At 32.1% G+C, this 14,028-nt stretch carries 15 protein-coding genes; 9 read left to right on the top strand and 6 right to left on the bottom strand.

Translation table 11 applies throughout. The annotated features are described in order from the left end of the window. Positions 1–50 precede the first annotated feature (50 nt). Positions 51–893, bottom strand: coding sequence for a DUF2911 domain-containing protein (locus LCI24_RS14265; RefSeq protein WP_121147350.1), 843 nt, complete (start codon positions 891–893; stop codon positions 51–53). Positions 894–1,013: 120 nt separating this feature from the next. Between LCI24_RS14265 and LCI24_RS14260 the strand changes: the two genes are divergently transcribed. From LCI24_RS14260 to LCI24_RS14250, 3 genes are read left to right on the top strand one after another with little or no spacing between them, the layout of a single operon-like run. Then, on the top strand, positions 1,014–1,517 hold the full coding sequence (locus LCI24_RS14260; RefSeq protein WP_099216652.1) for a hypothetical protein: 504 nt from the start codon (positions 1,014–1,016) through the stop codon (positions 1,515–1,517). Position 1,518: 1 nt separating this feature from the next. Further along, positions 1,519–2,184: an MIP family channel protein gene (locus tag LCI24_RS14255; RefSeq protein ID WP_274640976.1), complete on the top strand. Its 666-nt coding sequence runs from the start codon at positions 1,519–1,521 to the stop codon at positions 2,182–2,184. After that, positions 2,171–2,929 (top strand): NAD(P)-binding domain-containing protein, encoded by a 759-nt coding sequence (locus tag LCI24_RS14250; RefSeq protein ID WP_274640975.1) that lies wholly within the window; start codon positions 2,171–2,173, stop codon positions 2,927–2,929. Before LCI24_RS14255 ends, LCI24_RS14250 begins: the two co-directional genes overlap by 14 nt. Positions 2,930–3,010: 81 nt before the next feature. Here the strand turns inward: LCI24_RS14250 and gldG are convergent, their stop codons facing one another. Genes gldG through LCI24_RS14225 form a run of 5 tightly spaced genes read right to left on the bottom strand, consistent with a single transcriptional unit; the run spans position 3,011 to position 7,058 of the window. Next, positions 3,011–4,651 (bottom strand): gliding motility-associated ABC transporter substrate-binding protein GldG, encoded by a 1,641-nt coding sequence (gene gldG / locus LCI24_RS14245; protein ID WP_274640974.1) that lies wholly within the window; start codon positions 4,649–4,651, stop codon positions 3,011–3,013. Further along, positions 4,644–5,363 carry a gliding motility-associated ABC transporter permease subunit GldF gene (gene gldF / locus LCI24_RS14240; RefSeq protein ID WP_274640973.1) on the bottom strand — a complete coding sequence of 240 codons (720 nt, stop codon included), beginning with the start codon at positions 5,361–5,363 and terminating at the stop codon, positions 4,644–4,646. The genes gldG and gldF overlap by 8 nt, the downstream gene beginning before the upstream one ends. A gap of 6 nt (positions 5,364–5,369) precedes the next feature. Continuing rightward, a complete protein-coding gene (locus tag LCI24_RS14235) occupies positions 5,370–5,897 on the bottom strand; it encodes a GNAT family N-acetyltransferase (protein WP_274640972.1) in 528 nt (175 codons plus the stop codon). Beyond that, the gene (locus LCI24_RS14230) at positions 5,897–6,193 is read right to left on the bottom strand and encodes a putative quinol monooxygenase (RefSeq protein WP_274640971.1); all 297 of its coding nucleotides are present in this window, start codon (positions 6,191–6,193) and stop codon (positions 5,897–5,899) included. The genes LCI24_RS14235 and LCI24_RS14230 overlap by 1 nt, the downstream gene beginning before the upstream one ends. Positions 6,194–6,197: 4 nt before the next feature. After that, positions 6,198–7,058, bottom strand: coding sequence for an SAM hydrolase/SAM-dependent halogenase family protein (locus tag LCI24_RS14225; protein WP_274640970.1), 861 nt, complete (start codon positions 7,056–7,058; stop codon positions 6,198–6,200). Positions 7,059–7,177: 119 nt separating this feature from the next. Between LCI24_RS14225 and LCI24_RS14220 the strand changes: the two genes are divergently transcribed. From LCI24_RS14220 to LCI24_RS14195, 6 genes are all read left to right on the top strand, one after another. Further along, positions 7,178–8,131: a PhoH family protein gene (locus tag LCI24_RS14220; RefSeq protein ID WP_274640969.1), complete on the top strand. Its 954-nt coding sequence runs from the start codon at positions 7,178–7,180 to the stop codon at positions 8,129–8,131. A 62-nt stretch (positions 8,132–8,193) separates the two neighbouring features. Then, positions 8,194–9,144 (top strand): phosphoribosylaminoimidazolesuccinocarboxamide synthase, encoded by a 951-nt coding sequence (locus LCI24_RS14215; RefSeq protein WP_274640968.1) that lies wholly within the window; start codon positions 8,194–8,196, stop codon positions 9,142–9,144. A gap of 116 nt (positions 9,145–9,260) precedes the next feature. After that, positions 9,261–9,722: a (2Fe-2S)-binding protein gene (locus LCI24_RS14210; RefSeq protein WP_274640967.1), complete on the top strand. Its 462-nt coding sequence runs from the start codon at positions 9,261–9,263 to the stop codon at positions 9,720–9,722. A gap of 12 nt (positions 9,723–9,734) precedes the next feature. Continuing rightward, positions 9,735–11,951, top strand: coding sequence for a xanthine dehydrogenase family protein molybdopterin-binding subunit (locus LCI24_RS14205; protein WP_274640966.1), 2,217 nt, complete (start codon positions 9,735–9,737; stop codon positions 11,949–11,951). Positions 11,952–12,079: 128 nt separating this feature from the next. Beyond that, positions 12,080–13,333, top strand: coding sequence for a cysteate-C-fatty acyltransferase (gene capB, locus LCI24_RS14200; protein ID WP_099216665.1), 1,254 nt, complete (start codon positions 12,080–12,082; stop codon positions 13,331–13,333). Between the two features lie 107 nt (positions 13,334–13,440). Beyond that, a partial coding sequence (locus tag LCI24_RS14195) for a DUF4294 domain-containing protein (RefSeq protein ID WP_274640965.1) occupies positions 13,441–14,028 on the top strand: 588 nt, incomplete at its 3' end.

The raw sequence follows: 14,028 nt of genomic DNA, 5'->3' as shown, positions 1-14,028 counted from the left end.
AAAAAAACTCGCGAAGAGCGAGTTTTTTATGAAGACATTGTATGCTAAAATTATTTCATTTTAGCAATAAACTCTTTATTCATTTTTACATAGTCAGCATTTCCTGCCTCCTTTGCACCTGCTAATGAAGCTTTAGCTGCTTTAACAGCACCTTTTTTATCACCAGCTTTAGCTAAGATTAAAGATTGTTGACGTAAGTACCAAAAACGAGGTTGATCTTTAGTCATATCAACTGCTTTGTTAATCCAATTTTTAGCTTTGTTAATGTCTTTTCCTTCTTGTAAGTAATACACAGCAGAAGAAAAATAATCATTGGCAGAAGGTCCACCCATTACTTGTGCAATGCTTTTTTCTACAGCCTTATCAGTAGGAGTATTAAACTTTACACCTACGTAAGCATTTTCCCATAAAATTCCTAATACAGCAGAATCGTTTGTTAAATCGTCAATAGACATTGTAAACGTTTCAATTTTCACAGGCATAGCTTCAACTTTAGCAGTAGTAGATACAGCTACTTTAGAGTCATCCCATTTTTGAGGAGTTCCCCAGTTGTTAGCATCAGAATAAAATAATACTTCCCAAGAATCTTTTCCTGGTTTAGTATATAAAGCGTACGTTCCTTTTTTTAAGGTTTTACCATCAATAGTAACATCGTCGCTAAAAGTAACTTTGGTATTTGCGTTAGCACCAGTTCTCCATACTTTTCCGTAAGGAACTAAATCTCCAAAAATAGTTCTCCCTTTCATACTTGGACGAGAATATTCAACTGATACATCTGTTAAACCTACAGTTTGCTCTAATTTAGCTGCAGGACTAGGGGCAGGGGTTTTTAATTGTGCATTGATATTTGTTGATAAAGCAACAACAAACAAGCTTAAAAGTATTTTTTTCATGTTGATTGATTTGTTTTAAATTAGTTTTGTTAAAATTACAAGGAATTCCTCGGATTAATGTTAACAAAAACTTAAAATACCGTAGTCTTGTTTTAATAGATATTTGCAATTAAAGAAAGAATGATAAGAAAAAGAATATATAGAAAAAATGGAGCTATTGGAGCTTTGTTAGATGAGTATGAAAAGTCAATAGAAGAGTTTAAGGAGGTAATTAAAGATGTTACTTCAAAAGAATTGATTCAAATAGTTGATAGTGAGACTAAAGATGAAGATTGTAAGTCAATTCAAACAATACTGACACATGTTGTTAGGGCAGGATATACCTATGTTATTGAAATAAGAAAGTGGTTAGGAGAAGATATAGTTTATAAAGAAAAAGAGCAACTAAACTCTGTTTCGGAGTATAATAAAGCATTAGATACAATGTTTGCTTATAATGAGCAACTCTTCAACGATTATCCTAATATTAAATTAGAAGAATTAGATCCAAATAAAAAGGTTCACGTAAGGTGGGGGCAGAAATATGATGTAGAACAATTATTTGAACATGCTATTGTACATATATTAAGACATAGAAGACAAGTAGAATTATTCAAAGAAAAATTAGTAGATAGAAACTTATAAAATGAAAAAATATATAGCTGAAAGTATAGGGACTTTTGCTTTAATTTTCTGTGGAACAGGGGCAATGACGGTAAATGAAATAACCAACGGAGCAGATTTGACGCATATTGGGGTTGCAATTACTTGGGGATTGATAGTGATGGCAATGATTTATGCCTTTGGAGAAATTTCTGGAGCACATTTTAATCCTGCAGTCACAATTGCTTTTGCTTATGCTAAAAGATTTTCATGGAAAGAGGTGCCTAAATATATCATAGCTCAATTAGTAGGAGCTTTGTTGGCTAGTGTTATGCTTTGGGTATTATTTCCTACAAGTGAATTTTACGGAGCTACATTACCAACGGTAGTACCTTGGAGAGCTTTTATTTTAGAATTGTTATTAACCTTCTTTTTAATGCTTACTATTATCAATGTATCTACAGGAAGTAAAGAAGTAGGAGTAATGGCAGGTATCGCCATTGGGGGTGTAGTGTTATTAGAAGCCATGTTTGCAGGACCTATAACCAAAGCTTCTATGAATCCTGCACGTTCCATTGCACCAGCGCTAGTTTCAGGTCACTTAGAGCATTTATGGTTGTATATATTAGCACCAATTATAGGAGCTTTATTAGCGGTGGTTTCGTGTAAAATAGTAAAAGACGATAATTGTTGTAATGAAAAATGTTAGTATTTTAGGTTGTGGATGGTTAGGCAAAGAACTAGGAATATATTTTACAAGGAAGGGATATAAAGTAAAAGGTTCAACAACATCTAAAGATAAACTTCAAGAATTAAAATCAGTTGAAATTAAACCTTACCTAGTTAATGTTTCTGACGAACATATTTCATCAGAATTCTTAGATGCAGATGTTCTAATCATAGCCATCACTTCCAAAGAGATAGAAAACTTTAAAAGGTTGATTTCTTCTATAGAAAAATCAAACACAGCTAAAGTAATTTTTATTAGCTCTACTTCGGTGTACCCTAGTTTAAATAAGGAAATGACTGAAGAAGATGAAACTGTAGATTTTCCGCTAGTAGAAATAGAAAACTTATTTAGAAACAACAATAACTTTCAAACAACCATAATTCGTTTTGCTGGATTATTTGGAGGAAAAAGACAACCAGGGAATTGGTTTGCTGATAGAAAAATACCGCATCCAAAAGGCTATGTAAATATGATACATAGAGAAGACTGTATTGCTATTATAGAACAAATAATTGAACAGAATGTTTTTGGTGAAGTTTTTAATGCCTGTACAAACGATCACCCAACCAGAGAAGATTTCTATATAAATGCTAGAAAAACTCTAGGAAAACCTATTCCAGAGTTTGATGATTCAAAACCATTGGAATATAAAATAATTAGCAGTAAGAAACTTCAAAATGAATTGAAGTATCAATTTATATACGATGATTTGTTACGTATATAGCTTAGTCAAAAGTGAGTAGTATGTATTATTAATTTTTTCTTCTCTTACACGTATTTAAAAAATAACTTAACCACTAACCACTTATTGATATTTCTTCTTCCTCCAGTAATTAAAGCCAAAACCGAAGAGTGCTAATAAAACTAATGGCACACCAATATTGATAAATTGCCAAAAAAGTTTTTCAGCAAAAGCACGTTGCTTATCCAATAAGTTAATTTGAATAGTTTTATTACGCAGTTGAATCAATCCAGAATCATCTAATAAATAATCAATAGCATTGATTAAAAATTCTTTATTTCCAAACTGTTCTCCCGTCCATTTATCTATGGACAAATCGTGTGGTTTTCCTTTTAAAGTCTGATTTCTACCTACATCACCATCAGCAATTACAATCATTTTATTGTTTGTGCTCTCAGCTTTAAAATCAGGAGTATCAAAAGGTTTTATTCTGTTTTTATATGCAGAAGGAATATTACCTTCTAAAAGAACAGCCAATAATTGTGGACCTGAAGCAAACTCATTTTCTTTAGGTTCTTTCGCAATACTTTGTAACTCAATAAAATTAGGAGTTCCTGTTTGTTTGGTAAGCACGGAAGTTACTAATAACGGAGTCTTTTTTAAGTTTCCTTTTAAAGTATCTATTTGAGTAGCAAAACGAAAACGAACAGGTGCTACATTTTTGGTAATCGGATGGTTCGGATTTCCATTAACTAACGGATGATAAAACCAGTTTAAATGTTGAAATTGTGTTTGGTTTCCTACGTTTCCCGTAGCTAGTGGGATTTTAGCCGAGTATAAATCTTGAATTAGTTTATTATTTACACGAACTTGATATCCAAACAATAAATCAGTTAAATTCAAATCACGAGGAAATGCTAACATTTTCCCTTCATTGTATAAACTATCAGTATCCGCATAGTTATTATCTAGCATCCATAAACTTTTACCGCCATTTGCTATAAACTGATCAACGGTAAACTTTTCTTCTTCAGTAAAGCGTTCAGTGGGTTTTGCTATAATTGCTAAATCGTAGTTACGTAAATCTTTCAATGTTTTTTGCGGATTATTAGCAACACTATCTAATGTAAACTTAGCTAAACGGTACTTTTTACCAACCTCACTTAATAAACTATATTGATAAATATCTTGAAGCTCGCCATTACCAGCTAATACCGCTATTTTCTGTCTTTCTTTTAAAGTAACATTATGCAATGCATTAGCAAAAGAATACTCTAATTTTTCAACAGCATTTTGTAGCTGTGCCTCTTGCGTTTTAGCAATAGAGTTAGGAAGTAAAGAAATTAACTCTACTTTTTTACCATAAGTAATTTCTGCCCAAGGAAAAATAATAGCTTCAGATAACTTTCCATCTTCTTCTACAGTTAACTGGCTAGGCATCATTCCTCTTTTTACCAAACGTTCACGAATATTATCAGGATTGATAAATCTGAATCGGATGTTAGAGTTTTTAGCTTGTAATTCTTCTAAAAACTGGCGTGTTTCTATTTGTAAACGCTTAAATTCCGCAGGAAAATCACCTTCTAAAAATACGTGAATCGTTAGTGGTGCATCAATTTTATCAATAAGACTTTCACTTACTTCCGATAAGGTATATCGCTTGTCTTGTGTTAAGTCGAAACGTTTATATACAGAGTTTGCTATATAATTAATAACTAACAGTCCTATAAGTGCTAATGCGATGTGTTGTAGTTTCTTATTCATTTTTTAACTGTTGTTTAGTGATGAATAAAAAGAAGAAGGTAACACTGATAAAATAGATTAAATCACGAGTGTCTACTACACCACGACTAATACTTTTAAAGTGTTCGTTAATACCAAATTGTTGTAAGGCATATCCTGAGTTACCTAAAGAAGACCCGACAGCATCAAACCCGTAAAATAAAGCAAAAGTGATAAATACACTTACAATAAATGCTACAATCTGATTATTTGAAAGGGTAGAAGTAAATAAACCTACAGCAGTATAGGTTGATGCTAAGAATAACAATCCTAAATACGAACCAATTGTACTACCTACATCTAAATTTCCAACAGGACTTCCTAATTGATATACTGTATAAGCATAGGTTAACGTAGGTAATAATGCTATTATAACGAGCAAAAGTGCAGCAAAAAACTTGCCCATCACAATTTGCCAATCGGTAAGTGGTTTGGTTTTTAAAATCTCAATAGTTCCACTATTAAACTCATCTGCAAAACTTTTCATTGTTATGGCAGGAATCAGAAATAAAAACAACCATGGAGCTAAATAAAAAAAGCTATTCAAATCGGCAAACCCTGCATTTAAAATATTGAAATTATCTTTAAATACCCATAAAAATAAGCCATTTACAAGTAAAAACACTCCAATAACCAAATAGGCAATGGGAGAGGCAAAAAATGAGTTAAATTCTTTTTTTAGTAGTGGTAGCATAAAATACTATTGTTCGTTTTTAAGAAGTCCAAAAATAACATTATTCTCGAAGTCGTTATCTTTTTTATTGGGACGTAATTTAAAGTTAAACCTTTTTAACAAATTTATAGAATCTTTATTGTGTTTATGAGTATAAGCTTCAATTTCATTCAAGTTAAGTGAACTAAAACCAAATTGAATAACTTCTTTTAAAGCTTCACTCATAAAACCTTTTCCGTGAGCGTCAGGATGTAATTCATAGCCAATTTCGGCATAAGAAAAATTATCATTAAAATGACGTAAACCAATAGAACCTATAACCTCGTTGTTGTTTTCAATAATCCAGTAAATACCTTCGTTTTTAAGTACTAATTCATCAATTAGTTTTATAAAATCTTCCACATCAGAAATATCACTAGGAATCTTTCTATCAATAAATTTATTGACTACTGAATTTGATCGAATTTTAAAAACAGTATCTTTATCATTATTAACAAGTTTTCTTAGTACAAGACGAGGTGTATATAAAACAGGAAAAGGACTGAATAAATTCATTAAGTTAACGATTCAACTTTATCTACACTCCAAGCAAGAGGCTTGTCATTAAATAAAACTTTGGTTTGCGCCCAAACGCCTTTAAATAAATCAGAATTCCTGTAGTTTTCTAAATCTTGCTCAGTATCCCAATAACTATAAGTGAAAAATATACTCGGATTTGTTTTGTCTCTGTATAACTCTAATAAACGGCAACCAGATGAGTTTCGTATAAACTCTTTTTTTGAATTGAAGTTGTTTAAAAACTCTTCAATTTTTTCTGGCTGAAAGCTCATTTTTACTATTCGTACAAACATAAATTTAATTTATAGGTGTAAATTCTGGTTTAATAGGGTTTTCAAATTCAATGGTAATGGTATCACGGTATTCTAAACCTAATAGAGTAGAAGCTCCACCAACCGTTTCTAAATTACTTCGGTAAATAGCAATTTCTAAAAAACCAGCAGAATTAAAAATAGCTAACTTTTCACCATCGTATTGTCTTTTGTCAGTCACCGAAAAATCAACAATCTCATTATATCGGCTGTAAATTTTAGAAAAGGTATAACGTCTTGCTGTTACTTTATAATCACGACCTTTTCCTATGGTATTAAATTGTTTTTTACTAATGTTGGTAATCACATTTCCGTAATTATCAATATAAATAACACCTCCTGAAATAATGGTTTGCTGTTCGTTTACTTTAGGTTTAATTTCAACAATCTTTTTATAAGTTTCAATCTCTCTACCAATAACACTTAAACTACCACCACGAGCAATATGAGAAGCAACTTGCACAAAAACATCTAAAACAGGAAAACTACTTTCAATACGATCGTGAATATTAATTTCAACAATTTTAGTAGGTTTAATTTCAGAAGCAATCATAGAAATTAATCCATTGTCAGGACAAATAAAATAATGATTGTCCAACTCTAAAGCAATATGCTTATTGTCTACACTTAACTCGGAGTCTACACCAATTACATGAATCGTTTTATCTGGAAAACTTTTATAAGCATTCTTTAAAATATAAGCCGTTTCAGTAATATTGAAAGGAGAGATTTCATGCGTAATATCAACAATCTTTGCATCAGGTAACTCAGAATAAATAGCTCCTTTTACAGCACCTACAAAGTGGTCTTTTGTTCCAAAATCAGTAGTTAATGTAATAAGAGACATTAATTTAGGTGTTTGTTAATTAATTTGTGAAAAATTATGCTGAAATTTTAAACAAAACTACGTAATTCAAGAAAAATAATCATTATTTTTAGTGTGAATAATATTAAAACTTTTATCATTTGAACGAACGCGTAATTGAATTAACAGAAATCAACCCAAACGATTTTTTTGGAGCTCAAAACAGCACTATTACTCAGTTAAAAACATTCTTTCCTAAAATAAAAATAGTTGCTAGAGGAAATAAACTTAAGATTTTTGGAGAACCTGAATTATTAAATGAATTTGAAAAGCGATTAGAAATGCTTATCAAATACTTTAATAGGTATAACAAGCTAGATGAAAATAGTATTGAGCGTATCTTAACATCAACAGGTAAGGAAGAAGAAATACGAAAATCTGGAAATGCAAAAGATGTATTAGTTCACGGTGTTAGTGGTAGGTTAATTAAAGCGCAAACGGCTAACCAACGTAAAATGGTTGAGTTAATGCAAAAAAATGATATGCTATTTGCTGTTGGACCAGCAGGTACAGGTAAAACATACACAGCAGTTGCTTTGGCTGTAAAAGCATTAAAAGAAAAAGAAGTAAGACGAATTATTTTAACAAGACCTGCGGTAGAATCAGGAGAGAACTTAGGTTTTCTTCCAGGAGATTTAAAAGAGAAATTAGATCCATACATGCAACCTTTATACGATGCACTTCGTGATATGATTCCTCATGAAAAATTAGAATCACATCTAGAAAAAGGAGTAATACAAATAGCTCCCTTAGCATTTATGCGTGGACGTACTTTAGATAATGCTTTTGTTATTTTAGATGAGGCACAAAATACTACGCATGCACAAATGAAGATGTTTTTAACACGCATGGGAATGCATGCAAAATTTATCATTACAGGAGATCCAGGTCAGATAGATTTACCAAGAAGACAAGTATCAGGATTAAAAGAATCGTTATTAGCGTTAAAAGATATTGATGGAATTGCTCAGGTGTATTTAGATGATAAAGATGTAATCCGTCATCGATTAGTTAAAAGAATTATTTCAGCTTATAAAAGTATAGAAACCGAGTAGTTTTTAGTTGTCAGTATTTAGTGATTAGTTTACATTTGCGGGTAACAACACAACAACATATAATGAACACAATTAACGAAACAAACTTCCAGTTTCAAGGACAAAAAGAAGTTTATAAAGGAAAAGTAAGAGAAGTTTATAATATCAATGACGAGTTGTTGGTAATGATTGCTTCTGATAGACTTTCCGCTTTCGATGTAATTTTACCGCGTCAAATACCTTTTAAAGGACAAATTTTAAACCAAATTGCTACTAAAATGATGAACGATACTGTAGATATTGTTCCGAATTGGTTATTAGCAAATCCAGATGAAAATGTAGCAGTAGGTCATTTATGTGAACCTTTTAAAGTAGAAATGGTTATCCGTGGATATTTATCGGGGCATGCGGCTCGTGAATATACAGCAGGAAAAAGAACGCTTTGTGGGGTAGCAATGCCAGAAGGAATGAAAGAAAATGATAAGTTCCCAGAGCCAATTATTACACCATCTACTAAAGCAGATAATGGAGAGCATGATGAAGACATTTCTCGTGAAGATATTTTAGTTAAAGGAATTGTTTCAGAAGAAGATTACTTAGTTTTAGAAGACTATACCAGAAAACTATTTCAAAGAGGTACCGAGTTAGCAGCTAAAAGAGGATTGATTTTAGTAGATACTAAATATGAATTTGGAAAAACAAAAGATGGTAAAATTGTATTAATTGATGAAATTCATACACCAGATTCTTCTCGTTATTTTTATGCTGATGGATATACAGAACGTCAAGAAAATGGAGAAAAGCAAAAACAATTATCAAAAGAGTTTGTACGCCAGTGGCTAATTGAAAACGGATTTCAAGGAAAAGAAGGACAAGAAATCCCTGAAATGTCTGATGAAAAAGTTATTGAAATCTCAAATAGATATATTGAGCTATACGAGCAAATCACAGGAGAAAATTTTGTGAAAGCAAATACTGAAAATGTACTCGATAGAATAGAGAAAAATGTAAGGACGTTTTTACAAAACAAATAATAAAAAGAGAGGCATATGCCTCTCTTTTTGTTTAAAATTATCTTAAAAGAACTTCATTAACAAACAGGCATTTATATTTTTTGTAACTTACACGAGACAAACAAAAATTAGCCAAAATGCCAAATTATACATTAAAAATTAACGGAAAGTCGGTGTCCTTTAAGGCAGATGCTGATACACCATTGTTGTGGGTTTTACGAGATGAACTCAATATGGTAGGAACTAAATTCGGTTGTGGAATAGCACAATGCGGAGCCTGTACTGTTCATGTAGATGGAACAGCAATGAGAAGTTGTCAATTACAAGTTTCAATGATAGGAGATGAAGAAATAACAACTATTGAAGGGTTATCAACCGAAGGAGATCATCCATTACAAGAAGCTTGGAAAGAAGTAGACGTTCCACAATGTGGATATTGTCAAGCAGGTCAAATTATGACAGCTGCTTCCTTTTTAAAAGAAAATCCAAATCCTTCAAAAGAAGAGATAAGAGAAGCAATGCAAGGTAATATTTGTCGTTGTGCTGCATACAATAGAATAGAAAAGGCAGTTGCATTAGCTGCAGATAAAATGTCTTAAAAACTTTCAATCATGAGTACACAAGAAAAAAACTTCACGTTTAGCAGAAGAAACTTTTTAAGAACTTCTGCATTAGCTAGTGGTGGTATTATGATTGGATTTAATCTATTTACTGCCTGTAAACCTAATGTAAAACCATCTGTAGATGTTGAAAATCTAAATTTTAATGATTTTAACGCATTCATAAAAATATCCGATGAAGGTTATGTAACTATTTACTCTCCCAATCCAGAAATTGGACAAGGAGTAAAAACATCAATGCCGATGATTATTGCCGAAGAATTAGATGTTGAATGGGACAAAGTACATGTAGTCCAAGCTCCGTTAGATACAAAAAATTATACCCGTCAATTAGCTGGAGGAAGTCAATCTATTCGTTTGGGTTGGACAGCATTAAGACAAACAGGGGCTACAACTAAACAAATGTTAATAAATGCAGCAGCAGTAAAATGGGGTGTTGATGCAGCTACTTGTTCTGCATCAAAAGGTGTAATTACCAATGCAAATGGCGATAAATTAGGCTATGGAGAAGTGGTTAAAGAAGCAGCAATATTAGAAGTTCCAGAAAATGTAACATTAAAGAAACCTTCAGAATTTTCTATCATAGGTAAAGATGCTATAAATGTTGATGTAGAAAAAATAGTAACAGGAAAGCCTTTATTTGGATTAGATTATAAAGAGGAAGGAATGGTTTATGCAGCTGTAGTAAGACCACCAGCCTTTGGTGATGCTTTAGAATCTTTTGATGCATCGGAAGCCAAAAATATATCAGGAGTAATAGATGTTATTACAATAGGAGAAAAAGCAAGGAACTTTATTGAATCAGGTAAAAATAATTGGACTTTCAAATTACCAAAATCAGATAAAGTAGTAGTAATAGCTAAAAATACTTGGGCTGCTATAAAAGGTGCAAAAGCTATCAAGGCTACATGGAAAGCTGACTCTAAACTTGAAGATACAAAGCTTCATGATGAAAAACTGTTAAGCTTATTAAATGAAGATAAACTTGATGTAAGAAGAGAAGATGGAGATGTAAAAAAAGCATTTTCAGAAGCGGATAAAGTCATAGAACGCACCTATCATTCGCCTTTTTTACCTCACAACTGTATGGAGCCAATGAATTTCTATGCAAATGTAACACCAGATAAGGTTCATTTAGTAGGTCCTGTGCAAACCCCAGAGTATGCAGCTCAAGTAGCATCAGAAATGCTAGGGCGTAATTTAGAGCAGGTACATGTAGAAATGACAAGAATGGGAGGAGGATTTGGAAGAAGGTTGTATGGAGACTTTGTATATGAAACCCTTGAAATATCTGATAAAATTAAGAAACCAGTAAAAATGGTTTCAACAAGAGAAGAAGATATAATAGCAGGTATTTACCGACCAGCTATTAAATATAAAATAGCAGCATCAATTAAAGATGGAAAAGTAACAGGATATCATTTAAAAGAAGCAGCAATTAATGATAATATGTATGGATTAATTCCACATTTCTTTCCAGCTGGATGTATTCCAAACTATAAAGTATCAACAGGAAATTATAAAAGTAATATCAGCACAGGAGCTTGGAGAGCACCATATACCAACTTTTTAGGATATGCAGAACAATGCTTTTTTGATGAATTAGCACAAGAACTAGAGGTTGATCCAGTACAATTGCGTTTAGATTTACTAGAAAATGTAAAAGAAACGAAAGACGAAAAAATTCAGTACTCAGGAAAAAGAATGCAAGATGCAATTAGATTGGCTGCAGAAAAAGGAAACTGGGGTAAAGCAAAAGAAGGAGTTTATCAAGGTTTTTCAGCTTATTACAGTCATAATACCCACGTAGCAGAAGTAGCTGAAGTAGAGTTAAAGGATGGGGTACCAGTGGTAACAAAAGTAGTTGCAGCAGTCGATTGTGGTATCGTTGTAAATCCAACAGGAGCTAAAAATCAAGTAGTAGGAGGAGTAATTGATGGTATTGGACATGCTATGTATGGTAATTTAACTTTTAATGAAGGAAAACCATCAAGTAGAAATTTTGATAACTATCGATTAATAAGAATAAATGAAACTCCCAAGGTTGAAGTACATTTTGTAGAAAATGAAATAGCACCAACAGGCTTAGGAGAACCAGGTTTACCACCTGCAGGAGGAGCAGTAGCAAATGCAATTCATAAAGCATTAGGAAAAAGATTATATAAACAACCATTTATAGAAGAGCTAAAATCAAACATTTTAACCTAAAAACTGAAGAACTTTATAGGTTTAATAAAGTAGTGTTTTTATTATTTATTGAAAATGAAACAGCAGGTAATTTTTGAAAATCTGTTAAAAAGCACTACTTTCGCATCCTATAAAAATCAAAAATAACAATGGTTAAAGATTTATTTGAAAGAATTAAAGGAGATAAAGGACCTTTAGGAAAATGGGCAGATAAAGCAGAAGGATATTATGTGTTTCCTAAATTAGAAGGACCAATTTCTAACCGTATGTCTTTCAATGGAAAAAAAGTAATAACTTGGAGTATTAATGACTACTTAGGATTAGCAAATCATCCAGAAGTTTTAAAAGTAGATGGAGAATCTGCTGCTACAGATGGTATGGCGTACCCTATGGGAGCTCGTATGATGTCAGGTCACACAAAATACCATGAACAATTAGAGCAAGAATGTGCCGAATTTGTTGGGAAAGAAGCAGCTTATTTAGTAAACTTCGGATACCAAGGAATGGTATCAGCAATTGATGCTTTAGTAGGAAAAGACGATATTATAGTATATGACATGGATACACATGCATGTATTATAGATGGAGTTCGCTTACATGCAGGAAAACGTTTTGTTTATCGTCACAATGATATAGAAAGCTGTGAGAAAAACTTGAAGCGTGCCACCAAAATGGCAGAAAAAACAGGAGGTGGAATTTTGTTAGTTTCTGAAGGGGTATTCGGAATGCGAGGAGAACAAGGACGTTTAGCAGAAATAGTAGCCTTAAAAGAAAAATACAACTTCCGTTTATTAGTAGATGATGCACACGGGTTTGGAACTTTAGGAGAAGGAGGAAGAGGAACAGGATTTGAACAGGGAGTACAAGACGGAATAGATGTATACTTTGCGACGTTCGCAAAATCTATGGCAGGAATTGGAGCATTCTTTGCAGGAGATAAAGATGTAGTTCAATACTTACAATATAATATGCGATCTCAAATGTTTGCAAAATCTTTACCAATGCCAATGGTAAAAGGTGCTTTAAAACGTTTGGATATGATTCGTACTATGCCAGAACTTAAAGAAAATCTTTGGAAAATAACCAATGCATTACAATCAGGTTTACGAGAAGCAGGTTTTGATTTAGGAACAACACAAACGTGTATAACACCAGTATACTTAAAAGGAGAAATTCCAGAAGCCATGGCAATGGTGAATGATTTAAGAGAAAATCATGGAGTATTCTGTTCAATTGTAGTATACCCAGTAATACCTAAAGGATTAATAATACTAAGATTAATTCCAACAGCACGTCATACAATTGAAGACGTAAATGAAACAATCGAAGCATTTTCTGCAATCCGCGAAAAATTAGAGAACGGAACTTATAAGCAAGTAGCAGCTTCAATTATGGCAGAATAATAAGAAAATGCAAAAAATAAATAAAAACTCATGAAATACTTCATGAGTTTTTTTGTTTTAAAAGAGAAATGATACATTTGGAATCCTTTTGCTTATCAAAAAATCAAATGAAAAAATTACTATACATATACTTATTATTATTTGTAACAGCTTTAAGTGCGCAAATTAGAGATACATTACCAAACTTTAATGACGAATATATCTTGATAAGGGAAGGAGATAGTTTAATGATAGAGCTAAATGAAGTAACAGTACTTCCAAAACATAAGTTTAAAGAAAAAAAAGATATTCTATATTATTATTGGCTTCGTAAAAAAGTATTCAAAGCATATCCCTACGCAATTTTGGCGGCAAAAAGAGTAGATAGTGTAAACTCTCGTCTAGCTAGAGTTAAATCAAAAAGTAAAAAAAGAAAATACATAAAAAGAATTCAGAAGTATTTAGAAGAAGAGTTAACAGCACCTTTAAAGAAATTAACAAGAACTGAAGGAAGAATCCTTTTAAAGTTAATCCACCGTCAAACAGGAAAAACAGCTTTTGATAATGTAAAAGAATTAAGAAGTGGTTGGAAAGCCTTTTGGTATAATACCACAGCAAATTTATTTAAGTTATCATTAAAGTCAGAGTACAAACCAGAAACGGAGAATGAAGATTATTTAGTAGAAGATATATTACAGCGTGCTTATATAGATGAA

The sequence above is a fragment of the Tenacibaculum larymnensis genome, assembly GCF_028829235.1.
Taxonomy (GTDB): Bacteria; Bacteroidota; Bacteroidia; order Flavobacteriales; family Flavobacteriaceae; genus Polaribacter; species Polaribacter larymnensis.
Note: the sequence above shows the minus strand (reverse complement) of the source record. Positions and strands in the feature narration are given on the sequence as shown.

Bases quoted from the DNA above. Each gene is read 5' to 3' on its own strand.
- LCI24_RS14265 (WP_121147350.1), bottom strand. From the start codon at position 893: ATGAAAAAAATACTTTTAAGCTTGTTTGTTGTTGCTTTATCAACAAAT.
- LCI24_RS14260 (WP_099216652.1), top strand. From the start codon at position 1,014: ATGATAAGAAAAAGAATATATAGAAAAAATGGAGCTATTGGAGCTTTG.
- LCI24_RS14255 (WP_274640976.1), top strand. From the start codon at position 1,519: ATGAAAAAATATATAGCTGAAAGTATAGGGACTTTTGCTTTAATTTTC.
- LCI24_RS14250 (WP_274640975.1), top strand. From the start codon at position 2,171: ATGAAAAATGTTAGTATTTTAGGTTGTGGATGGTTAGGCAAAGAACTA.
- gldG (WP_274640974.1), bottom strand. From the start codon at position 4,651: ATGAATAAGAAACTACAACACATCGCATTAGCACTTATAGGACTGTTA.
- gldF (WP_274640973.1), bottom strand. From the start codon at position 5,363: ATGCTACCACTACTAAAAAAAGAATTTAACTCATTTTTTGCCTCTCCC.
- LCI24_RS14235 (WP_274640972.1), bottom strand. From the start codon at position 5,897: ATGAATTTATTCAGTCCTTTTCCTGTTTTATATACACCTCGTCTTGTA.
- LCI24_RS14230 (WP_274640971.1), bottom strand. From the start codon at position 6,193: ATGTTTGTACGAATAGTAAAAATGAGCTTTCAGCCAGAAAAAATTGAA.
- LCI24_RS14225 (WP_274640970.1), bottom strand. From the start codon at position 7,058: ATGTCTCTTATTACATTAACTACTGATTTTGGAACAAAAGACCACTTT.
- LCI24_RS14215 (WP_274640968.1), top strand. From the start codon at position 8,194: ATGAACACAATTAACGAAACAAACTTCCAGTTTCAAGGACAAAAAGAA.
- LCI24_RS14210 (WP_274640967.1), top strand. From the start codon at position 9,261: ATGCCAAATTATACATTAAAAATTAACGGAAAGTCGGTGTCCTTTAAG.
- LCI24_RS14205 (WP_274640966.1), top strand. From the start codon at position 9,735: ATGAGTACACAAGAAAAAAACTTCACGTTTAGCAGAAGAAACTTTTTA.
- capB (WP_099216665.1), top strand. From the start codon at position 12,080: ATGGTTAAAGATTTATTTGAAAGAATTAAAGGAGATAAAGGACCTTTA.